This is a genomic window from Cupriavidus taiwanensis (assembly GCF_900250075.1).
GTDB classification, from domain to species: Bacteria; Pseudomonadota; Gammaproteobacteria; order Burkholderiales; family Burkholderiaceae; genus Cupriavidus; species Cupriavidus taiwanensis_C.
The window spans coordinates 178,245-200,757 of the sequence record NZ_LT977072.1 but is presented as its reverse complement, the minus strand read 5'-3'; the positions used below and the strand labels follow the sequence as shown (position 1 = coordinate 200,757).

The following is a 22,513-nucleotide window of genomic DNA, read 5'->3' as shown; positions in this document are numbered from 1 at the left end:
ACTGTGGTAGGATACGGTGGGCTTTTGGGGCGTGGCCTCCTCCAATGGAGACTGCTGCCCCCAGCTCGTTCTATTAGGCTATTTCCCTTCTTTGCTTGAAGACGTCGAGCTCTTTGTTACGCGCAGCCTTACCCGTAAGATCGACCGCTCGTGCTTGCGACTCCCTCGTAGGGCTATGCTATCTACGTCCCCATAAATAAAGTGACGACCTGAGTCGTTGAACGATCTCGGGATGAACACAGTGGCGTCAGGCCACGGATACGCAACAACATTATGGTGTGAGAGTGCGGCGACCCGATTGAATTGTGGGACTCGTTACGCTTATTGTGCGGGGTCTTGCGGCTATCCGTCGGTCTCTGAGGGCCCTTCAGTTTTTTTGGAACGCTCACCAAAGCATAGTTCAACGACGGAGGCAGGTGAAGCGACCTTCCTGAAGGATGGGGAACCGGCGCCGCAGCTCGTCTCGGTTTTGCATGGCATACATGCTCCTTGGTGACAAGTTATGTCCTAAACATAAAAGTCCCCCAATAAGTCCCCTCTCACGCTGTCTGTGACCAATCTTAGTTATGTACTAAGAAAAAATCACTCTATCGCATGAAACAGCGCAAAGGAAGATGCTTAGGCCCACCGACGAAGCTGGATGCGACCATTTCGAGCTCCCCTGCTGACTCCACGCGTTCAAGGCGCGGTATCATTTCCTCAAACAGGATGCGCATTTCCATCTTGGCCAAGTGCTGGCCCAGACAAATATGAGGCCCTGTTCCAAATGCCAGATGGTGGACTTCCTTTCGATCAATGCTGAATTCGAATGGTTTATCAAAGACATCTTCATCTCGATTCGCCGAGCCGTAGCACAGCATTATCCAATCGCCTTTGCGAACAGTGCGTCCTCGGATCTCCGTATCCGCCGCCGCGGTACGCATGAAGTGACTCACCGGTGACGCAAAGCGCACCGCCTCGTCGACAAATTGCGGAATCAGCGCCGCATCGGCTTGAAGTTGATGCAGCAGATCAGGGAACTGGCTAAGTGCCCACATTGCGATCGCGGAGGACGATGATGTGGTATCGTGTCCCGCCGTGGCAATAATAATGTAGTAGCCCAAGCGGTTGGCATCGCTAATCGGTTCGCCATTTACGACCGCGTTGGAAAGCAATGTTGCGATATCGTTACGTGGATTCGTCCTTTTGTCCGATGTCAGCTTATTGAAATAATGCCGAAAGTCTTCTACTACTGCTAGTAGATTCTTTGCCAAAACATCGTTACCGGAAGCGACCTCCGCCTTCCCTCGATTGAGTTCTGGATCTTCCCCACCAAACAACTCTTGCGTCAGGACCAACATTTTGGCCTCATCTTCAGAGGGAATTCCTAGAATATCCATTATTACATGCAAAGGATAATATAGTGCAATATTTCTAGAAAAATCTATGACCTCTCCTTCGTACTGCGCAAGTTTGTCAACGCAGCGACGGGCCAGTCGTCGGATACGATCATCCAGGTTGAGCAGGCTGTCAGGCATGAACCATGATTGCGCCAGCGCGCGCATTTTCTTGTGCTCATCACCGTCGAACTGAACTAGCGCCTTGACAATATGCGGAGACCCAGTGACCGAAATTATATAGTCGATTGCGGCCTTTGATCGGCAAACAACAGAATAGTCACCGTTGCGAAATAGGCTACTGTCACGTGAAATTGCGCTGACATCGGCATACTTCGTTGCAACCCAGAAAGGATCGAAGCCCTCAATAACAGCACGACCGAACGGATTGTTGGCACGCGCCCACGTATAGACAGAGTGCAATAGCTCACGGTTTGAATAAGTCTTTGGATCAACCAAAAGCTTCGCGATGTCATCGGGGAGATCGAAATTCGAGGAGGTGGTAATTGGGATCAAGATAAACATACTCCAAAGATAGGTTTAAGATCGCGAAGTCATTACAATAGTGCTGATAATGAAAGATGCAATATTTTATTATATTGAATCAGTAATAAACATCATCAAACAAGTAGAGCGGGATCAAGTAATGGGGCCAATGGGCTGTAGTTTGACAATGGAACGGTTGCCACGCCCTACTAACCGGCATCGAATGTCTTTGTTGCTTACCGTGACAGATCACTGAAGGGATACACTAAAGCAAAAGGGGGATAAAGATCATTATGGCCCAGCCACTTGTGGAGGGCTCTCTACTCGTAACGAAGGTAACCACACACCCCGGGACGGCGATCTTATTACGATGCCACGTACCGTTACGTGGCGACGGCTTACCAATCGCGCCTCAGTCAGTGGCACACCTTCCAGTTCCCAGCTTTCATGGGTCGCTGTCTCAAGTATGACCGTTGGGAAGGGCTCATTGCCCTTGATGTGGATCTTACCGACCAGCGTCAGATGCTGTCCTTCCGTTGGTCCCACAGCGCATGCAGCAACGCTAAGGGCAATTAGCAAAGCAATCATGTGAGTCACAGGTCCACAGGAGATGTGTTCATTGAGGCACTCTCGTTCGCATCATTGAATCACGACGGACAGTGAGGAGTGGGGCGGAATCTTGACCGTTTCGCTATACATTCCTTTCACATGCTCCCGTACTACTGGCACGTTGGCATAGGGGTGGAGCTCCGCGGGCACCATTGATAACTGACCACGATCATTTAGAAAGGCGCCCGCGTTAATTTCGGGCAACACGAATGCACCTTCCTCTCGCAAAGGGAAGCCAAAGCCGTCTGGGGCGGGTTCCTTCATCAGTGCACCCGATGTCGCGGCGAAGTGGCGCAATTCCTGTTGGAAGCTGGAGGTTGCTGCCGTGCCCCGAACTGAAGATTCGAGAACCGCCATCGAATCAGTGCTGCTAACGTTGGTAAGAAGATGCTTGTAAAAGCTCAGTCCGAGCTGACGGTTGAGAAATCCACCGAGCGATCCCCAGATTGAATATCCGTTGCATGTACTGGCTTTGTCCCAATCAAACAGACTGCAATTGTGAATTCGGTCGCCAAATCTTACGTAGCTGGTGAACCGGACGTCCCTAATCGTACTGAAATTCTTCTCGATGGCCTGGCTCACAAAGTCCTCAAACATCATAGCTGTGGCTTCTTCCAGCCATATTTCGAACTGATAGTCCGGGCCCTTGGAAATGCCTCGGCGGTAGAAGTTCTGCATGTGCATGGCTTCATGCGCCATTGCGGACCGCATGTAATTCAAGCCGTAGGTCCCATTTTGGTACATTTCCTCAGAGTTCAGGTAAAGCGACACCGATTCATTTGAGTATGGCTCGCTCTCACGCTTGATTGCGTTGCGCGCGTAGAAGTATCCGGCCATCTCGGAACCCCTAGTGAACTTGGCGATTACGATGTCAATTGGATCGTCATGGCCGCTAATCAGATCGTTATAGCTGTGGGGCCCCCAGAGGGGTCCCCCAATTGATTTCAGTATATCGTAGATCTTGCCAGGCGAGACGAAATCGCCTGCTAGCGTGTCGAGAACCGCTTGACTCACCTTTGTTGGATCGAGTTCAGTTGTCTCTACCCAGAAATTGACAATGGTGCCGTCAGCTGTCATGAGTTTACGAACCAAGGTTGTGGAGCGAGTCGTATCGTCCGCTAAATACCAGATTCTCACACTACCGTTATCCAGTCTACTAGGCGACAAAGAATAGAGTGAAGCATAACTTTGCTCTTTGGCGTGCACTCTCCATCCATCTCGATTAAAACTCGATATTCGGCGCTTAAGCGCTTCCGTGCCATCATCCAATCGTAGTTGCTCGGCCACGAAGGAATGGTTCCGCGCTGCCACTGCAATTGTCGGCATAACTTGTGGAGTTCCGGTTTGATTAGTGAAAACGAGCGTTACATCCTGCCCGTTCAGCCCTGAGATGCTGATGGGAGCCTCCACAGCCGAGGATGTACTATTAACGCTTTCCCAAACACCTATGCCGCTACCAGCATAGGTGTGTGCGTCCAGCGCCCCGCAGTTCGAGCAGCTCTTCTTGACGGGAACCGAGGCGGTGGTGGTGGCCATCGTCTGCGGGTCTGGCGAGGCCAGGGGATCGTCCCCGTCACCACCGCAAGAGGCCAGCACAATAGATATCAGCGCTGCCTGAGCCACGCTCCAAAAGAAAAGCAATGCGCGCTGCTTGTACTTCATATATCTTCGCTCCTTTCGCGATACCTTTTTTTTTAGCATTTGCCAGGTATTTCCTAACGCAATGACGCCGACTGTCATTCTATATCTCTCTAAATTTGGTATTGAGATGTCATCCGTCCCTGGTGAGACACGTCATGAATTAATCATGTAGCTGCGCATATAGCGAGATCTATGCCACTTACGGTAGATGGGTAAATTGTGATTACCACTCTGCAATTGGTGTATGATATTTTTCGCAATGCGGTGAAACTGGACTTCAAGCCGACAATTGCGCCATTGTTTTGTTCATTTCGTGACGCGCAATTGCGAGGGGTCTCACTGGCATCGATTTGGGCCCAGTTTCGCACCATGAGACTCGATAAAAAAAGCGCGCATTGACGTGTGTCAAACTATGCCGCTGCTGTCAATGCCAGTATATTTGTTGTACTAGGTGGGCCAGGGTTTGAGTTCTGCGCTCAACATCCAACTAGAACGGCCATTGAGAGGCTTTACGCATCTAAAAATGGGTTTATGATTTTCGCTGTATAGCGTGAGACCCAATTCCAATCGGAGTCAAATTCAACAGATAGGAACGGAGGGGGCAACGCAGGTTAGGCTTTTCTCTCATTTGAGAATTCCCTGCAAGTATCGAAAAGGCGGCTTACGCCCACACAAGATACAGAAATTCCCCACAATCGAGAGAAGGTGGAACATGACATACAACATGTTAGCTATACTGCCATCCCTGTTGCCCGCGGCAATAGCATGGGCCCAGAGCATGGCCGAGCCTGTAATTCGGAACGGGGGCGCTCTAACCGAACAAGGTCTATCGGTCGCTAGTTCCGTTGGTGTTGCTATGCCGGAACGCATCCATATCGCAATGGTCGATAGTTTCCCGATGCCCGAAGATGAAACACTGCGAAACGTAGTTTGTTCAACAGGATTGTTCGGTCCAGATACGGTTGGATTGACGCTGGGATACGCCATATTGATTGCGGAAGGTCATGCTACACGGCGCTTGCTCACACATGAGTTTCGGCATGTTCGTCAGTATGAAAAGGCTGGTTCACTGGAGAAATTTCTCCTTGCATACCTAGCCGAAATCGCGACCTTTGGCTATTTTGATGCACCGCTTGAAATCGACGCGCGCGACCACGAACTGCCTTGAGACGGAAGATTCGCCCCGCAGGCACCTTTGCCAGCGAAGCCGAAAGCACCAACGCAACGCACTCTCCGGACAGCCTCTCAGGCGCACAGCTTGGCGCCCTGCCGAATGCTCAGCGTAACCGGTGGGGCGAGCCTCTTGTCTTCAGCAATTCAGTCCCGGCCTCAATCAACCCGTCGCGAGATGCGGTCGTGGCAAATTCTGCGAACTTCAGGGCAGGGTAGAATCTCGCGCGTCGCTACAGGGCCGGACGCCGTGTTGGTTGCAGGCAGCGGACTCATAATCCGCCGGAGACATCCCACCGTGGGTTCGAATCCCACCCGGCCCACCAAGCGTGATATGTTTCATAGCTCTTCGACTCTTCACCAGGAACGGCGATATCCAACCAATCCGTAGCTTCACGTTCTCGAAACTATAAAGGCGCACGACGGCCACTGATGGTGCAATAAATTAGGCCGCAATAGTGGTGTGCATCGGACTTGCGGATCATCGGGTTGCTGGGATGCCGAGAATCCTAGACGGTCTTCTTGAGTCATGAGCCATTTCACAGGCATAAAAAGTCCGGTGCGGCCCAAACCTTTGCGCCTTGAGGCAGTCGGACGCCACGGGTGTCAACGCCGATCGAATGTCGACCCTACCGTGCAATTTACGTCCGCCACCGACACACGCGCTCGAACTGCGTGCAAATCATCCCCCGTGGGGACAAAGGAGATGCCAGACGCGCCGAAGAAATGGCCTTCGACACAGAAGCGTTGATGCCGTTATCGCGTCCGAATGTAGGCATCGAAGAGGACCGGATGCAGTCCGCGCAATACCTTTCGACTTCCTGTGACCAGGCTGGCTGGCAAGGCGCTAATCGCTCCATTCCGCCTCGACGTCGCTCGCAAGATGTCCTGCGAGGATGTAGTCCCCGAGTCGCGCCGCTATTGCCTCCAGATGCTCCAGCTCAGTGGCGGGTAGATCGCCCAGTGCAAATTGGCAGTAGAGATTGCGCTGCCGGAACGTCCGCTTCAGCCGACTCAGTCCAGCAGCCAGCGCGGCAGGCGAGTTTACCGCGATGTTCTCATGGCTGCGATACTGCACGCGGACACCACGCTTGCCTCCCAGACGGCCAAGTTCAACCGCGTCTTGCCAACCGGTCTCGTAATCCAAATCGACGACGGTTATCCCCACCGTGTCCAGTAGCTTCAGCGCCTGCTCTTTGGTGCACGCTCGAGCTATTCCCATTTCACCTCCAACGCAAAGGGTGACGATTTACACACTACGCATTACCCCCGTCATGCTGCAATGCAAAATTGTAATCGCGAATGGGTCGAATTGGGTCCGTCGGGAAGGCTTGGACCTATGGGTTCATCGCGCCCATGATGGCTGCAAAGACTTGTTCGCACATCACAGGGAGATAAAAGGAACCGGGTTCACGGAGACGGCACCCGGGGATATTGACGAATCGCTTGTCGCGCGAGGACAGGCCTCGGCACTGGTCATGCGCGGCGTGAGTCTGTCCGCGGCCCGATATGTCGTCAAGCTCGCCTTCGATGGTCAACAACGCGGTAGAACGGATGTCCTGGGGACGCACGGCCTGACCCCGCACGTGTCAGGTGCCGAAGGAAATATGAAACTCCTGAAACACGGTCCGAACAGTGTCGAGATAGAAGTCGGCGGCCATATCGAGCAGTAGTCCACATATCGAGATCCCAAAGCAGGGCTGACTGCGTAGCGGCGAGTCCGGAAAGCTGCACGAAACTCGGACAGACCTGACGGCCGGCGTTTGCATACGGCTGCGGCACGGCGTAAACCAGATTACGTCGGAACCACTGGATGGGTTCGAGGCAAGGCGTCCAATTGCCAAAGGATTGCGACGTGCATCGATCGGGCCGCCGATGAGCGTCAGGCTGCTTGGTGTCTCTCATCCCTGCTTGCCAACAGCGCGATGGCTCCCAAGGCGGGTACGGTGGCCTGGCAAATAGCGAGCACATGCAACGGCGCCACGTCGATCTCTCGGATAAAATCCTGAACGTGAGTGATATAGTCGTCCAGATGAAATGATCCGTCGGCCACCGGTATGTGGCGCGCATTGCTCCAGTCCGTGACATGGACAATGTGCTCGTGCAACAGCGATAGCACCACCTCACGCAGCATGACGGCATGATGGCCGGCAAGGGGAGCACGGACAAGTACTGCGCGAACCGCTTGCTGCACGTGGCCCGGGGCAGGGGCTTCAAAATGCCATAAGCGACAAAACGGCCTCTCCGAGGCGATTTGCTCGACCACGGGAACGACACGTCCGTCACGAACAATGTCCGCGATGCCAAACGAAGGATCGTCGCGAGCGGTGCTGAGGCAGTGAGGTCTATCCCAGCCCGCAGCAAATTGCTTCGCACCTGGAATGTAGGCAAAGCGACTGAACGGATTGGCAAAGGCTTGGGCAGATTGATCAGCCCACGCCAGCGTCATTGCCCGCTGATACTCGTAATTCTGATAGAGCATGGCGACTCCGACCAAGCAATCAGTCGCCGCTAGCTGCCGTTGTGGCCCAGCCCCACGGATTACTCTCGGCTCGAGATCTCACCGAATGCGGCGCACCGCGTCGAGTATGGAATGCCCGTGGCTGCTCAGTCGCGGATGGAGGCCGCTACTATGCCCATGTTCGTGCGACACGCACACTCGTGTCCGTCCGCGTCACGTTAGACGCATCGACCCTGGGAGAGTACTCCCACATGCTAGTGAAACGAAGCCCACCATAGCTTACGCCGCTAGCGCCTGCTCACTTTTCAGAGTCATCTGAGAAGCGTTGCTTGCAGTACTGGCTTACCAGCCAGTGCCCGCCCAAAGGCGCGAACCACGCCCTCGGGCGTGGCTTTGTCCACTCCCAAAGAGGGGGCAATGGCTTTACATGCCGAAGTCAGGCATCAAGTTTGAACGTGGCCACGTTGGCCACCAAACGCCAAGTGGGCGAATGTCTTCTGCCCACAAGGCGGAGCATTTGCATGTCCGGTCCAGTGGGACCGGCAGGTAGGGTTCAGGCGGAGCGAAAGCTCTGCACGCTATGGTTCGGTCAAACACGTCCGCGAGGGCGCTTTGATAGAGAACCTGCTATGCGACTAGCAGTAGCCTAGGGAGACGCGTCACTGGTAACGGTGGGGTATGAAGCTCTCCTGACAATGTAGCCCCCGTAAGGGTGCCCGAGGACCGTGAGGTCTTTTGGTAGAGACTCCAAGCAGCCATGGGGTCGAGGAGCTAGGCTGACTGGTATGGGTAACGGAAGTGAACTGCTGATAAACGTCGTGAGTATTGCGGTGCCAAAGCTGCTGACAGGCACTAACCAAAACGGTATTTGGTCGGTTGCTCCGCTGGACATTCGGAGCACGTCGTCACTAGACCATCGGCGAAGAGGCAGACCCTAACCCGGTCTTGTAGCGTGCAGGGAACGTGGTAAGCCCGTATGGCTGCCCGGGCGCAGTGCGGCTCAGGCAGGCGGACCGTAAGGAACGCTGTTGGCTGTGCGGGTATGGGAGGTTGGAGAAAGCGAACGCCGGATTGTAATGATTCGGATAGGGGTTGAAACATCACCTCACGCGAAAGCGGGCAGACTTCCAACTGGTCTTTCGTCGCAGGACGACTGGCTAACCCGCTTGAAACCGAAATCTCTTCCCCTGAGGGGCAATATGCCCCTCAGGGGGCATGTTGTCTCTGCGTTTTGGGGGAAGACCTCAAGATAGGAGAGCAGCATGGAAGTATTTATCCGTGAGGATGAATCTGCGCTCTCCGGCGCACCGCAACGCTGGGATGCCATCAATTGGCGCCAAGTGGAACGGAACGTCCGGGCAATGCAGATTCGAATTGCGAAGGCAACACAGGAAGGGAACTGGCGCAGGGTGAAAGCCTTGCAACGGTCCCTGACCCGCTCGTTTTCCGCCAAGGCATCGGCGGTAAAGCGAGTGACGGAGAACCAAGGTAAGCGAACGGCAGGCGTCGATCGCGAACTGTGGGACTCGCCTGAAGTCCGGTGGGAAGCCATCGGACGGTTGAAGCGCCGGGGGTACAGGCCATTGCCATTGCGGCGGGTCTTTATTCCTAAGGCCAACGGGAAGGAGCGCCCACTAGGCATTCCGACCATGTTGGATCGAGCCATGCAGGCCTTGCACCTGCTGGCGCTGGAGCCGGTGTCCGAAGGGACGAGCGATCCGAATTCTTATGGGTTCCGAATCAATCGTTCCACGGCGGATGCCATGTCACAGCTGTTCGTCAACCTGTCCAGAGGGCACTCAGCCCAATGGATACTGGAGGCGGATATCAAAGGTTGCTTTGACCATATCAGTCACGACTGGCTGGAGCGCAACGTCCCGATGGACCGAGCCATCCTCCGCAAGTGGCTGAAGGCTGGCGTGATATTTCAGGGCCAGTTTCAGGCGACCGATGCCGGAACACCGCAGGGAGGAATCATCTCCCCGACTCTGGCAAACGTGGCGCTGAACGGGTTGGAACGGCAACTGGTTGCTTCCTTCGAGAAGAAACTGGGGGTCGCCAAAACTCGGAAGCTGAAGGTGAATGTTGTGCGCTATGCGGACGACTTCGTGATCACGGGCACTACGCCTGAGATCCTACAAAACGAGGTGAAGCCGTGGGTGGAGCAGTTCCTAGCGGTACGAGGGCTGACGCTATCAACGGAGAAAACGCGGATCGTCAACATAGCCGACGGCTTTGACTTTCTAGGGTGGAACTTCCGGAAGTACTCCGGAACGCTGCTCATCAAGCCGAGCAGGAAGAACGTGCAGACGTTCTACCGCAAGGTGAAGGATGTCATCAGTGCCAACAAGACGGTGAAGCAGTCAGAGCTGATTCGACTGCTGAACCCGATGCTACGAGGTTGGGCGCAGTACCACCGCGCCGTAGTGGCGAAGGCGGCTTTCAACCGTTTGGGGCACGACATATTTCGTGCCCTATGGCGGTGGGCCAAGCGGCGACATCCAGGCAAGAAGGCGGATTGGGTGCGGAAGAAGTACTTCGGCTCAGTCGGTCAGCGCAGCTGGGTGTTTGGCACCACAGTAGTGAAAGATGTCGATAGTGAGGTATGGGTTGAGTTGTACTCGCTCGCGAGCACGCCCATCAAAAGGCACCAGAAGGTCAGAGGGGATTACAACCCCTTTGATCCGGCGCAGGAGGTGTATGGTGAAACATTGCGACAGGAGCGGCTGCTTGACAGCATGGCGCACCGAAAGCAGTGGATCAAGCTGTACATGTCCCAGCGGGGCTTGTGTGCTCTGTGTCAGTGCAAGATGACCAAGGACACTGGGTGGCATGACCACCACATCGAGTACCGCGTACGCGGTGGCTCCGATGGTCTGAGGAACCGCGTGCTGCTGCATCCGAACTGTCACGTCCAAGTGCATAACCACGGGCTTTCTGTTGTAAAGCCGGTGCCATCAATTTGATGGTATTTTTGTGAAGGCTTGAGCCGTATGCGGGGAAACCCGCACGTACGGTTCTTAGGGGGGAGTGGGCCAGCAATGGCCTGCTCCTACCCTCCCATGGTTACGAGCTTGCGTTGCAACAAGGCATCCAGTTGCTCGGGGTCGAGATCGTGAATGTCCGGAGCATCACCGAGCAGCAGCAGAGCTGCGATTTCGTGCGGACTTAGCATGTCGTCCTCCTTTGAGAGCGAAAAGGGAAATGCGACTGCTGATCCGTGGCCTGCACCACGGAGGAAAGCGAGAACGCGAACCGCTAGGGATGTATCGGTGCAACAGGCGCTGTGGGAGCACACCGGTCGTCCACAGTAACCGCTTTGTTCGCAGGAGGCAAGCGATCGCCATCCTGCGCAGCAGCAGAGGGGCCAAATCGCCGATTTGTGATCGCGTGGCTAAGAGCGGCTAACAAAACTTCTCGACGAATCGCGAGCAGACGATAGCGCACACTAGCGTAAGGTGAGGGACATGGATGTCGAGGCGGCGTTCGAAGCGAGCACGCAGCTTGCCGAGCCCGGCATGCCCCAGGCGTGCATGCGACCAACAAGCCAGCGATGTTTGCCGAGGCGGTCGTTCTTCGCGATGCCACGGCATGCTGCGGGTATTGCATCGACCAAGTCTTCGAGGACAACCGAGTCGTGCCGATTGCAACCGATTACAGTTAGTGCCCGAGGAACGCCTCGCCGATCTACGATGAGATGGCGCTTGCTGCCTAGTCTGCCGCGATCTGTTCGGTTGGGCCCGGTATGCTCGCCGCTCGGGGCGGCCATTGCTGTGCTGTCAAGCTTCGCCCGACTCCAGGCATCCCGGCTTCGGCGCGCTCGCCAGTAACTCGGACGGTCTCTGTCCGCGTCACCTGGATATGTCCCTAGTCTGGGACCGTTCGAACTGGCTGGCTATGAGGAAGCCCTATCATAACAGGAAGACCGCGCGCTTCGACGTCGGCTTCGGTCGACGCCGGCGCAAGCTGTAGTAGCGGACCGGCAGCAGCACGAACAGCCGATATGTGTCGACAGGCAAGCACCCGCAATGTGCGTTGGCGCACGTTACGTCGGGGTACGGGGTGACAATATGCATGCAGGGCGGTAATCGCGCGCGAACTGCGATTTTCTCCGACGCAATTGAAGCGGCGCGGCGCCACTCCCATTATGACTTCGAACTGTAAATCTTAGTTATTAAATTCGCATAAGTGTCAGGGCTCATTCCAGCTTTGCCTAGCCTTGCACGCAAAGTCCTACCTTTGATTTTATTAATGCTATTCTTGAGGTCCATTAGGCCTTGCAATTTCGGGGATTCCTTTACGTCCTTTGGCTGTTGTTCGACGAGAACGGCGAGTGCATCAATTACTCTGCCTATTTGGCTTCCATAGCTGTGATCACGCGTGATTTCACGCTCCATATCCGGATCCGAGCTATTCTCCTTGTTGATAGTGATTGAATTGTTGGTAGTGCTATTGGTTGCGAACCAGCCCGGTAAAATTGGCTGGCAGAAAGTTGCGAATATCTGCGAAAACGCCTTCATCGTTTCCGCCATTGAGTCGATCAACTTATCAGTATCATTGAAATTTTTATCATGTGTCCACATATTTGTATGCCTCATTTCTATAGAGCGCCTTGGGCAATGTCCAGTGACTAATAAAGCAAGGATTGAGGTTGATGATCCTCTTGCTAAAATCGTGACCACCAACCCTCTAACGAAAGGGTCGGAATACCTCATCTGCTTTGCCTCAGTCCGCTAACCGCAAACTTTATGCCAAACTGGCGCAGCGCTCTGAAAGACGCTCCTACGCGGACCCACGATAAGGGGCCCATCCCCGAAGATAGCAACGGTTCAGCTTGGATTTGACTCGCCCACAGACGTCTCAACCAAGCAGGTGCCGATCTAGGCGCAGAGAGGATTGAGAATGAGGGAAACGGAAATAGTGCGGCTGAGACTATGGACTGGGCGGCCACGGTACCTTATTCTCACATCTGCGGCAAGAATCGGCACAGTCATTCGAAACGATGTTGTTAGGAATGCTGGAAGAACGCCAACATAATTCGTTTGCTTTGTCGAATTTCCGACGTCACGATTGCTTATTTGACCGCCTCGGTGCTGGCACGCTTTTTGTTACTAAACCGCAGTGTATCGAAATCTGTGATGACAAGCCACCGACTATCTGCTCATGTCAGTGCTATGAAGTCGCACAGTAAGGCTATATAGGAGGGCAAACTCGTAGAGCACGCGGGGATCGCCCATGCCCGGCCACGGTCGCCCGCACTCCCGGCCAGGTCCCCACAGGAGCATTGGGCCATGATTCTCCAGTCGACAAGAAGCACCCCTTCGGCGCGCTCATCGGACCGCTTTTGTCAGCGCATGCCTGTTGGAGCGAATCGGGCAATTTGGACCAACTCTAGTTCGGGAAAAGAACAGGGGCGGCCATACGGAAGCATGACGCCATCGCTGGCCGAACTTCGCCCGCTGTGCTGTCCTCGATTCGCCGCGACCAGTACAGATTGCATTTCATGGCTCGGGCTGCCGAGCCCGCCAAACGGTTCGCGTTGGGCGTCCAGAGTCAGGGCTGAAGGATTCTTCCCTAAAGTGAATCCACGCTGCGGAGACCACTTATGAAATGCGAGCCGACATATATATGTGGAAAAATAGCCTGGTCACTAATCACAGAATGACCGGCATGAGCTATATGGATGACCTTGCATTCGATCCTCGGTTAACTGGGTATGCGCATCGGTTAGGGATCGAATTGCCGCTCGAGGTTGGCTTAGTGGAGTGGAAGGGTCGGTCTTACTACCATGTCAGTGGCGTGGATAGAGAGGGACGTCGTGTGCTGATTGAAGTGTTCATCATCAATTCCCGCGGAACTCTGCAAGCCGTCTTGGCGTTCGAATATCCACCGCCGATCCGCAATCTGTACCCTAGCTAGAAGCAGCGCGCTTTGGTGCCTAAGACCGCAACCGCAGGCGTGCCTGTGGTCGGTCAGCAAAGGGGAAGAGGATGAGGCCGATCTTTACTCGTTCGCCGCCATTACCGACGAGCCGTCTGAAGAAGTGTCTGCTGAAGGCCATGACCCGTCCCAACCAAGCCTGAGCACGTGGCAGCCCTGCTGCATCCCGACGCCAAGAATCTGGCCGCTGTCGATGCCATCCTCGATGACGGCAGGTAACCGTACTACTAGCACCGTCTGGCCGCATAGCGGCGCCCCATCCCGTAGAATCCCTTTTTCCTCAACTTGTACTGCGAAGGTCCCGGCAATGCGCGTTGGCCGCCCGATTCCTGCGCTTCCCCAGCCTGTCTGCGACAACTGCGGCGCCAAGGCGACGCTTGCCCGGGCGGGTGAGGGCACCTACCCCTACCTCGAAGACCATGGCCCGGTCTGGATTTGCGTTTTGTGCCAGGCGTGGATTGGCGTATGGGCCCGCAGCAAGCACAACACGCCGCTGGGTCGGCTGGCCAACGCGGCGTTGCGCGAGCGCAAGAGCCAACTCTACGATGCGCTCGAACCGTTGGTCGCGGCAAAGATGCGCCGCGACGGTGTCAATGCCTTCAAGGCCCGCGGAAAAGCCATGAAATGGCTCATTGCATCGCTTGGTCTGGAGGTCGCGACGCCAAGCATTCATGCACTGTCTCTCGAACAATGCGAGCAGGCGATCCGATACGTTGAGGAATTTCAGGCTTCCAGACGAGCGGATCGGCTCACTTGAACAAGGCGAGGTGAATGCCGTCCCAAGAGGGGGGCTGCGGTTCGTTTGCACGGAGCCGTGGGCAAAAGTTCCGGCTCCGCGTGTCGAGTTGGCCCGGCATCCACGACAAGTCCACCACGCGCTGGGCAATCAGCTGGCGTACCTCGCGCTCGCACTGCCACTGCCCATGGACGCCGACCAACGACGCGCTCAGGATCCTTGCGAAAACGCTCCAGCACGGTAGGCCGGATGATCACGTTGATGACCCCCAATTCCGCGTCCGGGTCCACGCTGCTTCCCCGAAACTCGCGCGCTGTACCGCGAGTCTGCGGCCCGCTGTTCTTTCGCTACGGCATCACGCCCACCGCCAACAAGCTCTATCAGCTGGTGTGCAGCATGGGAATACCCGCCGAGGTGCTGCAGTGGGGTCTGGCAGGAACTGCTCGGGCAAACCCGCGTCACCATCGAACATCCCGACCTGCCACAGGCGTTGAAGGACATCGCGGCCGGGGTGGTGCAGACCAGCTGGAAGGCGGCCAATGAGGGCCGCCGCCTGCGAGCTGGGCACGCTGGGCGGCGACAATCATTTTGTCCGGCGTAGCGACAAACATCTTGGCCGGTGGCGGGAACTCGGAGGCGGCGTAGCCGCCGGAAAGTTTCCGCCACCGGCGGCGCCGAGTTGGCCGGGTTCTACGATGGCTGATCGCATCAATAAGCGGTCAGTCCATGTCTGGAACCCGTATTACCGACCAACAGGTTAGCCTCTACATGTCCAAACGCAAACAGCATACCCAGGAGATTGCCGCTGCCAAGGCCGGCATCAGTGTGCGCAGTGCCCGGCGTATCGACCGTGATAGCCAACTGCCTTCGCAGAAGCCCCGCCGTTACTGGCGCTCGCGGCCCGATCCATTCGTCGAGGTCTGGGACACCAAGGTCGTGCCGATGCTTGCTAGCGAGCCGCGCCTGCAAGCCATCACCATTCTGCGCAAGCTCCAGGACGACCATCCCGACCAATACCCATGACAGCATGCGCCGCACGCTCGAACGGCGCATCAGCAAGTGGCGGGCTGTGTCTGGGCCGGCCAAAGAAGTCTTCTTCCCACAGGAACACGCGCCGGGGATCCGGGCACTGTCGGACTTCACCGATATGCAGGCGCTGGGCATCACCATCTCCGGCGTTCCATTCCCTCACCGCCTGTATCACTTCGTGTTCGCGTTCTCTCGCTGGGAGTACGCCCAAGTGGTTGAAGGCGGAGAGAGCTTCGAGGCGCTGTCCTCGGGCTTGCAGAACGCGCTCTGGCAGGCCGGCGGCTGCCCGCGAGAACATCGCACCGACAGCCTCTCGGCGGCGTTCAAGAACCTGAAGGAGCAGGAGGACTTCACAACGCGCTACGAAGCCCTGCTGGACCACTATGGGATGACCGGCACCCGTAACAACCGCGGCCTGGGCCACGAGAACGGCAGTGTGGAGTCATCCCACCGCTATCTGAAGGAGGCTGTCGACCAGGCACTGATGCTGCGCGGCCACCGGGACTTCGAGGATCGAGCCGCCTATGAGGCGCTCCTGCGCGAGGTCGTGATGCGTCGTAACCGGCGTCATGCAGCGGCGTTCCGTCTCGAGCGCGAGCAGTTGACGGACCTGCCACCCCGGCGCACGACGGACTTTGCCGAAGAGGAAGCGCGTGTCACCCGTTGCAGCACATTCACCGTGCGCGGCATCCTCTACAGCGCGCCGTCCCGTCTGATTGGTCACCGTCTGAAGGTGCGTGTGTACGGCGACCGACTGGACTGCTACCTGTCCGGAGCCATGGTGTTCAGCACTCCTCGGGGCTCCCACGCCGCGCACAGCACCCGCCGCGCTATCGACTATCGGCACTTCATTGAGGGGCTCAAACGTAAGCCGCAGGCCTTCAAGGGCCTGGCGTTCCGGGACGATCTGTTCCCTCGGGAGGCCTATCGGCGAACCTGGGAGCGGCTTGATGCCCGGCTGTCGCAACGCGACGCGTGCAAGACGATGGTTGGCCTGCTTGAGCTGGCGGCCATGGACGGTATCGAAGCCGTGCTGGCCGTGCGCCTGGAAGCCATGTTGGGCGATGGTGATCTGCCGGATCTGGAAGCGCTGCGCGAGGAGTTCTCGCCGCGGCAAGCCGATCACCCCGTCATCCATGTCCAGATGCCGGCGACCAGTTGCTACGACGCCCTGCTGGGCCAGGGGGGCGCAGCATGAACGCGCCGCTCCCAATTGATGCCGCCCGCCTGACGTTGATGCTCAACGAACTGCGCCTGCCCACCATTGGCCGGCTCTGGCCAGAGTTCGCGCAGCGCGCCGACAAGGAAAGCTGGCAGGCAACCCGGCTGCTTGGCGCCTTGCTCGAACACGAACTGGCCGAACGGGCCAAGCGGCGTATCGAACGACACCGAACCGAATCCCGCCTGGATCCAACCAAGACGCTGGCTGCCTTCGACTTCAGTGCAGTGCCCATGGTCTCCAAGGCGCACGTGATGGCGCTGGCGAGCGGTGATTCCTGGCTGGAGAAAGGTGCCAATGTGTTGATCTTCGGCCCGCCGGGCGGTGGGAAGAGCCACCTCGGATCGGCCATCGGGCATGCCCTGATCGACGCTGGGTACCGGGTACTGTTCACGCGTACCAGCGAGATCGTCCAGAAGCTGCAGGCAGCCAGGCAGAGCCTGCAGTTGCCTGCCGCCCTGGCCAAGCTCGACCGCTTTGACCTGATCATCCTGGACGACCTGTCGTACGCCCGCAAGGACCAGGCCGAAACCAGTGTCCTATTCGAGCTGATCGCCGAGCGCTATGAGCGGCGCAGTCTGCTGATCACGGCCAACCAGCCGTTCTCAGGCTGGGACAACGTGTTCCCTGACCCCGGCATGACCATCGCCGCGATTGACCGACTCGTCCACCATTCGACGATCTTTGAAATGAACGTCGAAAGCTACCGCCGGCGCACCGCAAGCGACAAGCAGTCTGCTCGCCGCCGACAATCATCCAGCGACAACGACAATCACCGCGACATCGATAACGGAGCGACAACCATGACCTAACACTCACCGACAATCATCCCGGCCAACCGGCCAAAATGATTGTCGCTGGACCGGCCGTCCTGCTTGACGCTATCTAGCACGCTGCGCGCCGAGGCCGAGCGCGTCTTCCACGCCGAGACCGCACTCGCGTGTGAGGAAGCCGCAGCGGCCGCGCGTCAAACCATCGAGGAAACTCTGACGGCGCTGGCTACGGAGCGGCAGGCCCCCGCCGCGACCCAGGCGCGGCTGGAGGCGGGCTGCGCGGAACTGGAGGGCGCGTCCCGGCAGCTAGAGGAACTGCGAAACCAATTCTCGACGGAGCTGGAGCGCGCTCGGGAGCAGGTCGCCATTGCCCAGGACCGGACCGAGGCCAGCGAGCGCCGCGCCTTGTGCGAGCGACCTGGGCCTCGAGCCGGGCGCTGACCTAGGCCCGCGCCACAGCTACGTCGCGCGCCTCATGGGTAGCCGCCGCCAGCTCTGTGCGCAGTTTCTCGGTGGCACGCTTGCTCTTCTGGCGCGCGAAGCACTCCGGGTCCGGGGCGGCGGCAATCCGCTGGATCCAGGCCGAGATGGCCGACTACGGGCTGACCATGGAGGAGCTGACAGCGACGGGGTGCTTCGATCCGCCGCCCGCGCCGCCATCGCCCCCACCGGCGGCGGCGCCTGAGGTCTGTTACCGCAACGCCGCGGGACAGCGCTGGGACGGGACCGGCGAGGTGCCCGACGGGCTGCAGCGGGCGGTCAATGCGGGGCAGACCGTGGAATTTTACCAAGTCTACTAGTTTGGTCGGCTAGCTGTGAAGCTTCAATATGTTGTATCCCTGGTTCATCCGAACTGAGTCTAAAAAACGGGAAGTCGCCAAACACCCAGACTTCCAAGAGCTCAGCGGGATGAACACCCATAAGAATTCCGACTCACCTTTGCCAGTCGATTCGAGATGGTCCAAGAGATCACCGAACATGGCCTGAGTGTGCTCGAAGCAGCCGCTAGCCATGGCGATACAGCACCGGCGGCTCGCAAGTGGCTGGGCCGCTAATCTGGCAGGTGGCGTGCCGGCGTTGGCCGACGCTTCGTCCCGCGGGGCGTTTTCCTTCCCCCAACTACTTGGGGTGTGGCCAATGTGAGCGCCAGCGAGTTCTTTCTTATATCAAAGGGAGGTGGTTTGTCTATTTCTATATAACTACCTTAGGGTGCCGGATTGGCTTTATCGTGGCATGAACCCTAGAGTTGAAACCATGCATATGATTCGCAGCAGATGGACGACGGCGGTAGGGCACTCTCTCCCGTCCAGCAGTTCTACTTGGAGAAAAGCATGCGGCAACTCGCGAATTTAATTCGACATTCTATAAGCAACAATCACTTAAAGTCGTATGTATATAGTTACCCATCAAAAAGATCATATAAAGATCTACATAATATCGGCATTGCGGAAATATGGCGCTCCGGTGAGCGCGGCCCAGTTTCAATATATATCCATATACCATTTTGCAGATATCGGTGTACCTATTGTGCGTTATTTTTAACGACCCAACATACAGAGCGCGTAATACAAAATTATGTTGATAAGATATGTGATCAAATCGAATTTTATGCGACGTACGCCGGAAGGAAGACTGTTGTTTCCGTGTATTTTGGTGGCGGAACACCGACTATTCTAAAGAAAAAACAATTCGAGCAGATTTTTTCATCAATTCAACATGGATTCAAAAATATTTCGTCCTCCGCTGAGCTATGTGTCGAAGGTTCGCCCGACTCGATATCCGAGGAACTTCTCGGTTTCTTGAAAAGCCAAGGCGTGAACCGAATCAGTATGGGCATCCAAACCATGGATTCCGCTGAACTGAAGGCCAGTGGTCGTCCATACCCGGTTTCCAGAGCAATCTCTGCGATAGAAAATATCCAAAAGTTTTTCGAAAATTTCAATCTGGATCTCATCTACGGCCTTTCAGGTCAGACCTACGAAAGCTGGGCAAATTCCCTTCGCCACATCGTTTCATTAGGGCCACCGACTATCTCACTTTATTCCGCAGTTAGCCGACCTCTCACAGCCATTTATAAGCAACAGCGATTGAAGCCAGAGCGATACATCGACGACCAAGACAAATATGCAATTTACGATAGTAATGTGGAGTTTATGCAAATTAATGGGTACCGACAAGAGTCCTTCACTAGGTTTACCCATCTGCCAGAGAATACTAGCGCGTATGCCCAAGAGACTTCCGACTTTCTCGGCGTTCCGCTAATCGGAATCGGAGCAGGCGCAAGAAGCTACAACGGAAAATGCCACTACAGCTTCGACTACGCAGTCGACCTCAAGGAGGTCAGCAAGGCCATTGAAGATTATTTGAACCTAGAAATCACCGAACATAGCATGGTGAGATACGGGATTGTTCTTGATGCTTACGAAGAGCGCTTGAGATATTTCATCCTCAACCTTACGTTGAACCAACTCTCGAAGGCATACTATTCATTACAGTTCGGCCGGAATCTGTATTCTGATTTTCCGGAAGTGATTGATGCACTCGAGGCGGAGGGGTGTATCGAGCCACCGTCCAATGAAAGGATTCGATTGACCAAGAAAGGATACAAATACAGTAATTTGGTCGCGCACCATCTTTTCTCGAACCATGTGAAGACCTTGGAAGAAAGGTATGTCCCACGATGACGAACAGTGAGCGATTTTGGGAAAAAGGTTATTCGGACGCGAAAGTGTGGACGATGGGCGGGCCGAGCGTTGAGGTATTTGAAATTGAAGAGTTTCTACCACGAAACTCGACTGTTTTAGACGTGGGATGTGGTGAAGGCAGAAATGCGCTCTTTCTTGCGCTCAGGGGACACAAGGTGACTGCCTTGGAACTTTCCTCGAGCGCCGTCAAGAAACTTCGTTCTATTGCTGACCGTTATTCGTTGAACATCGATGTGATCGAGGGACGAATCGAGGATTTCGTACCGGATGAAGATTATGACCTAGCTTTGGCGCACTCATCGCTACATTTCGTGACGAAAGACGTGTGGATTCCCTTGCTCCGGGAAATGAAGCAACGGACTAAGCCGGGCGGATTTCACAACCTCACATCGTTTATTGGAATTCCTCGCTATCCAGTTCCGCACGAGTGTCGACATGCCAATTCGTTTGACCGAGGCGATCTCGACTCGCAATATTCGGACTGGCAGATTCTTCGTTCCGACTTCTACGCGAAGTGGGATTCCCATCCGGGTATTCCGACGCATGTGCATGCCGTTGAGAAGTTTCTCTCAAGAAAAACAAACTCGGTCGAGCGGCTCGGATTGAGGAAGGTCGATCTTTCGAACAACGACAGTCTTCCATTAATTTTGTTCGACAGTATACCTCTTGGAACCGACGCTACCACAGTCAAGTCGATGGGTGTTCGTCCGAGACACGTCAATCGGATTGAAATGCCAGGGTGGAACATGATGTCTCCTACGGAAATGACGGGTAACTATGTGGTTGAAGAGTGGATTTTTGGGAAACACGGGCTCCAATTCACACAGAGTATTTTGACGGGTAAATACGAGTATTTTACGTCACCAGTTTCGTTGCGGAACTCTAGTAACTATCCTACGGAATAATCCAGCCATGCGCTGGGATCACCACGGTGCTACCCAGAGTGTGGGGTGAGGGACTATGACGACGGCTTCGCCGTAGCATAGGTTGTCGAACAACTGCGTGGTGCCAAGTTGTGTCACGGGCCGACATGGACGAATGCTGTCTGCATTGTGCGTGCACCGGCGGCCGCCCGGCCGCGAATCAATATTGACACGGCTGAGGCGCTGAAACGTTGTATCAAAACCATCAGCGCGCAAAAATCTCTGCCATGCACAAGCTCGGCGTGAACACCAATCATTAATTGGTGATGTTTTGCGTTCGACACAAAATGTTTGTGCCGGCGTGCTGGGATGAACATGGGCGGACCGCAGTTGCCGGTACTTCTTCTTCGGCATTCACAACACCTTACCAAATGGCAAGGTGTTACACTTCAGATTTGAGGCGGCCCCAGAATTACTCAGCGGTGACGGCGAAGTCCTTAGACACGAAGCTCAGCCCACCGACCGATGATGTAATCTCAAAACCGTACTGGATCTCGCCGACAACCACGTCATGAAAATAGTTCAGCGACTTTAAGTAATTCATGATCTCCAGCACGTCGATCGTAGTGTGGTTGGTCTTCGCTGTGCGTAAGAAAGAATAGACGTGGTTCTTGCCGTTGCTACCAACATAGACATTCCAGGTGCTACCGGACAGCGGAACGTTGCTGTAGAGTGGAATCGCGCAACCTTCAGAAGTCCAGTTATATGAGATCGGCTTCACATTACCGCATCCATTTGAGGTGCCCGTGTAGTTCAGCCAGACCATGATCTCGTGCTGTTTTGCGTCGGCCCAGATATCCAACGTGGATTCCCATGCACCAACAACAGGCGTGGTAGCTGAGATAGTGGCAGTAAGCTTCCTCAGCGAGCTGACAGGCTTGTTGACAAAGTATTCGACGTGCGGATAGGACTTTATGCCGTTCGTGTTCGGCTGGTCTGATGTGACACCCCAGTCGGAATTTGAATTAGCCCAGATGGACTGCGGACCAACTGCGACTGGAGGAACGCTGCAAGGCCCCCATACGTCATTGTTTAAAGTATACCCCTCGTAGTTCCAACGCGCGAAAAGAGTAGGCTCATAGCAGGATGAAGTTGAAGGCGAACCTGCAGACCATGTTGCAGCCTGCGCGACGGTGGATCCGAGCATCAGCATCAGGGAGGTAAGGCGTCCCAATATGGTCAGAAATTTTGGCATATCTTCTTAATTCCTGTCGGTGAAAAAATTTGGAATCCGTAAGGCGTTCGAGTTTTGGGAAGATGGGCTGATCTCGTGTGAGTTCGCTGACGCGGACATGCGACTGTTTAACGGTTTCGTGTCTGATTCTCCATTAGCGGAGTTGGCACTAGCGTGTCCGTGATGCCATCTAATGCGGCGTCATACACTCGCACACAGACGTTAAAAAAACGCCCGACGGGGAAGTCGGGCGCTATAAAGGACGCATTGT

15 protein-coding genes, 1 tRNA gene and 5 pseudogenes are annotated in these 22,513 nt (G+C 55.6%); 12 read left to right on the top strand and 9 right to left on the bottom strand.

All coding sequences use genetic code 11. The features are described from left to right. Positions 1 to 587: 587 nt before the first annotated feature. The gene (locus CBM2588_RS29680; protein WP_115683901.1) at positions 588 to 1,901 is read right to left on the bottom strand and encodes a cytochrome P450; all 1,314 of its coding nucleotides are present in this window, start codon (positions 1,899 to 1,901) and stop codon (positions 588 to 590) included. A gap of 600 nt (positions 1,902 to 2,501) precedes the next feature. Continuing rightward, positions 2,502 to 4,133, bottom strand: a complete 1,632-nt coding sequence (locus CBM2588_RS29675; protein ID WP_115683899.1) for a M30 family zinc metallopeptidase — start codon at positions 4,131 to 4,133, stop codon at positions 2,502 to 2,504. A 691-nt stretch (positions 4,134 to 4,824) separates the two neighbouring features. On the opposite strand from CBM2588_RS29675, the gene CBM2588_RS29670 reads away from it, so the two are divergent. Beyond that, entirely contained in the window at positions 4,825 to 5,280 is a 456-nt protein-coding gene (locus CBM2588_RS29670; protein WP_115683898.1) for a hypothetical protein, read from the top strand. 240 nt (positions 5,281 to 5,520) lie between these two features. Further along, a tRNA-Ile gene (locus CBM2588_RS29665) sits at positions 5,521 to 5,608 on the top strand. 521 nt (positions 5,609 to 6,129) lie between these two features. Here the strand turns inward: CBM2588_RS29665 and CBM2588_RS29660 are convergent. The 3 genes and pseudogenes from CBM2588_RS29660 to CBM2588_RS31265 all read right to left on the bottom strand — a co-directional run bounded on the left by CBM2588_RS29660 (position 6,130) and on the right by CBM2588_RS31265 (position 7,764). Continuing rightward, positions 6,130 to 6,504: a PHA-granule associated protein 4 gene (locus CBM2588_RS29660; RefSeq protein ID WP_115683897.1), complete on the bottom strand. Its 375-nt coding sequence runs from the start codon at positions 6,502 to 6,504 to the stop codon at positions 6,130 to 6,132. Between the two features lie 199 nt (positions 6,505 to 6,703). Further along, a pseudogene (locus tag CBM2588_RS31740) lies at positions 6,704 to 6,952 on the bottom strand (polyhydroxyalkanoate depolymerase); the annotation flags it as partial. A 212-nt stretch (positions 6,953 to 7,164) separates the two neighbouring features. After that, positions 7,165 to 7,764: a hypothetical protein gene (locus CBM2588_RS31265; RefSeq protein ID WP_231942353.1), complete on the bottom strand. Its 600-nt coding sequence runs from the start codon at positions 7,762 to 7,764 to the stop codon at positions 7,165 to 7,167. 1,241 nt (positions 7,765 to 9,005) lie between these two features. Here CBM2588_RS31265 and ltrA point away from each other — a divergent pair. Continuing rightward, positions 9,006 to 10,709: a group II intron reverse transcriptase/maturase gene (gene ltrA / locus CBM2588_RS29645; RefSeq protein ID WP_115683896.1), complete on the top strand. Its 1,704-nt coding sequence runs from the start codon at positions 9,006 to 9,008 to the stop codon at positions 10,707 to 10,709. 86 nt (positions 10,710 to 10,795) lie between these two features. Here ltrA and CBM2588_RS31425 read toward each other — a convergent pair whose 3' ends face one another. From CBM2588_RS31425 to CBM2588_RS29640, 3 genes and pseudogenes are all read right to left on the bottom strand, one after another. After that, positions 10,796 to 10,918: a hypothetical protein gene (locus CBM2588_RS31425; protein ID WP_269462467.1), complete on the bottom strand. Its 123-nt coding sequence runs from the start codon at positions 10,916 to 10,918 to the stop codon at positions 10,796 to 10,798. A 229-nt stretch (positions 10,919 to 11,147) separates the two neighbouring features. Then, a pseudogene (locus CBM2588_RS31260) lies at positions 11,148 to 11,542 on the bottom strand (transposase); the annotation flags it as partial. Positions 11,543 to 11,888: 346 nt separating this feature from the next. Continuing rightward, positions 11,889 to 12,458: a hypothetical protein gene (locus CBM2588_RS29640; RefSeq protein ID WP_231942352.1), complete on the bottom strand. Its 570-nt coding sequence runs from the start codon at positions 12,456 to 12,458 to the stop codon at positions 11,889 to 11,891. 1,532 nt (positions 12,459 to 13,990) lie between these two features. Between CBM2588_RS29640 and CBM2588_RS29635 the strand changes: the two genes are divergently transcribed. The 9 genes and pseudogenes from CBM2588_RS29635 to CBM2588_RS29600 all read left to right on the top strand — a co-directional run bounded on the left by CBM2588_RS29635 (position 13,991) and on the right by CBM2588_RS29600 (position 21,050). Further along, positions 13,991 to 14,440 (top strand): zinc-finger-containing protein, encoded by a 450-nt coding sequence (locus tag CBM2588_RS29635; RefSeq protein ID WP_115683894.1) that lies wholly within the window; start codon positions 13,991 to 13,993, stop codon positions 14,438 to 14,440. A gap of 250 nt (positions 14,441 to 14,690) precedes the next feature. Continuing rightward, positions 14,691 to 14,963, top strand: a pseudogene (locus CBM2588_RS31250) (DNA-binding protein); the annotation flags it as partial. Positions 14,964 to 15,145: 182 nt separating this feature from the next. Next, positions 15,146 to 16,646 (top strand): annotated as a pseudogene (gene istA, locus CBM2588_RS29630) (IS21 family transposase). Further along, the gene (gene istB / locus CBM2588_RS29625; protein ID WP_012354406.1) at positions 16,643 to 17,479 is read left to right on the top strand and encodes an IS21-like element helper ATPase IstB; all 837 of its coding nucleotides are present in this window, start codon (positions 16,643 to 16,645) and stop codon (positions 17,477 to 17,479) included. Before istA ends, istB begins: the two are co-directional and overlap by 4 nt. 63 nt (positions 17,480 to 17,542) lie before the next feature. Then, complete coding sequence (locus CBM2588_RS29620; protein WP_306437264.1) at positions 17,543 to 17,881, top strand: hypothetical protein; 339 nt, start codon at positions 17,543 to 17,545, stop codon at positions 17,879 to 17,881. A gap of 146 nt (positions 17,882 to 18,027) precedes the next feature. After that, entirely contained in the window at positions 18,028 to 18,240 is a 213-nt protein-coding gene (locus tag CBM2588_RS29615) for an H-NS histone family protein (RefSeq protein ID WP_115684032.1), read from the top strand. 109 nt (positions 18,241 to 18,349) lie between these two features. Then, positions 18,350 to 18,550, top strand: a pseudogene (locus CBM2588_RS29610) (leucine zipper domain-containing protein); the annotation flags it as partial. 164 nt (positions 18,551 to 18,714) lie between these two features. Further along, the gene (locus CBM2588_RS29605; RefSeq protein ID WP_306437263.1) at positions 18,715 to 20,124 is read left to right on the top strand and encodes an STM4012 family radical SAM protein; all 1,410 of its coding nucleotides are present in this window, start codon (positions 18,715 to 18,717) and stop codon (positions 20,122 to 20,124) included. Continuing rightward, positions 20,121 to 21,050 (top strand): class I SAM-dependent methyltransferase, encoded by a 930-nt coding sequence (locus CBM2588_RS29600; protein ID WP_115683892.1) that lies wholly within the window; start codon positions 20,121 to 20,123, stop codon positions 21,048 to 21,050. The genes CBM2588_RS29605 and CBM2588_RS29600 overlap by 4 nt, the downstream gene beginning before the upstream one ends. Before the next feature lie 430 nt (positions 21,051 to 21,480). Here CBM2588_RS29600 and CBM2588_RS29595 read toward each other — a convergent pair whose 3' ends face one another. Further along, entirely contained in the window at positions 21,481 to 22,263 is a 783-nt protein-coding gene (locus CBM2588_RS29595; protein WP_115683891.1) for a GH12 family glycosyl hydrolase domain-containing protein, read from the bottom strand. Positions 22,264 to 22,513 lie beyond the last annotated feature (250 nt).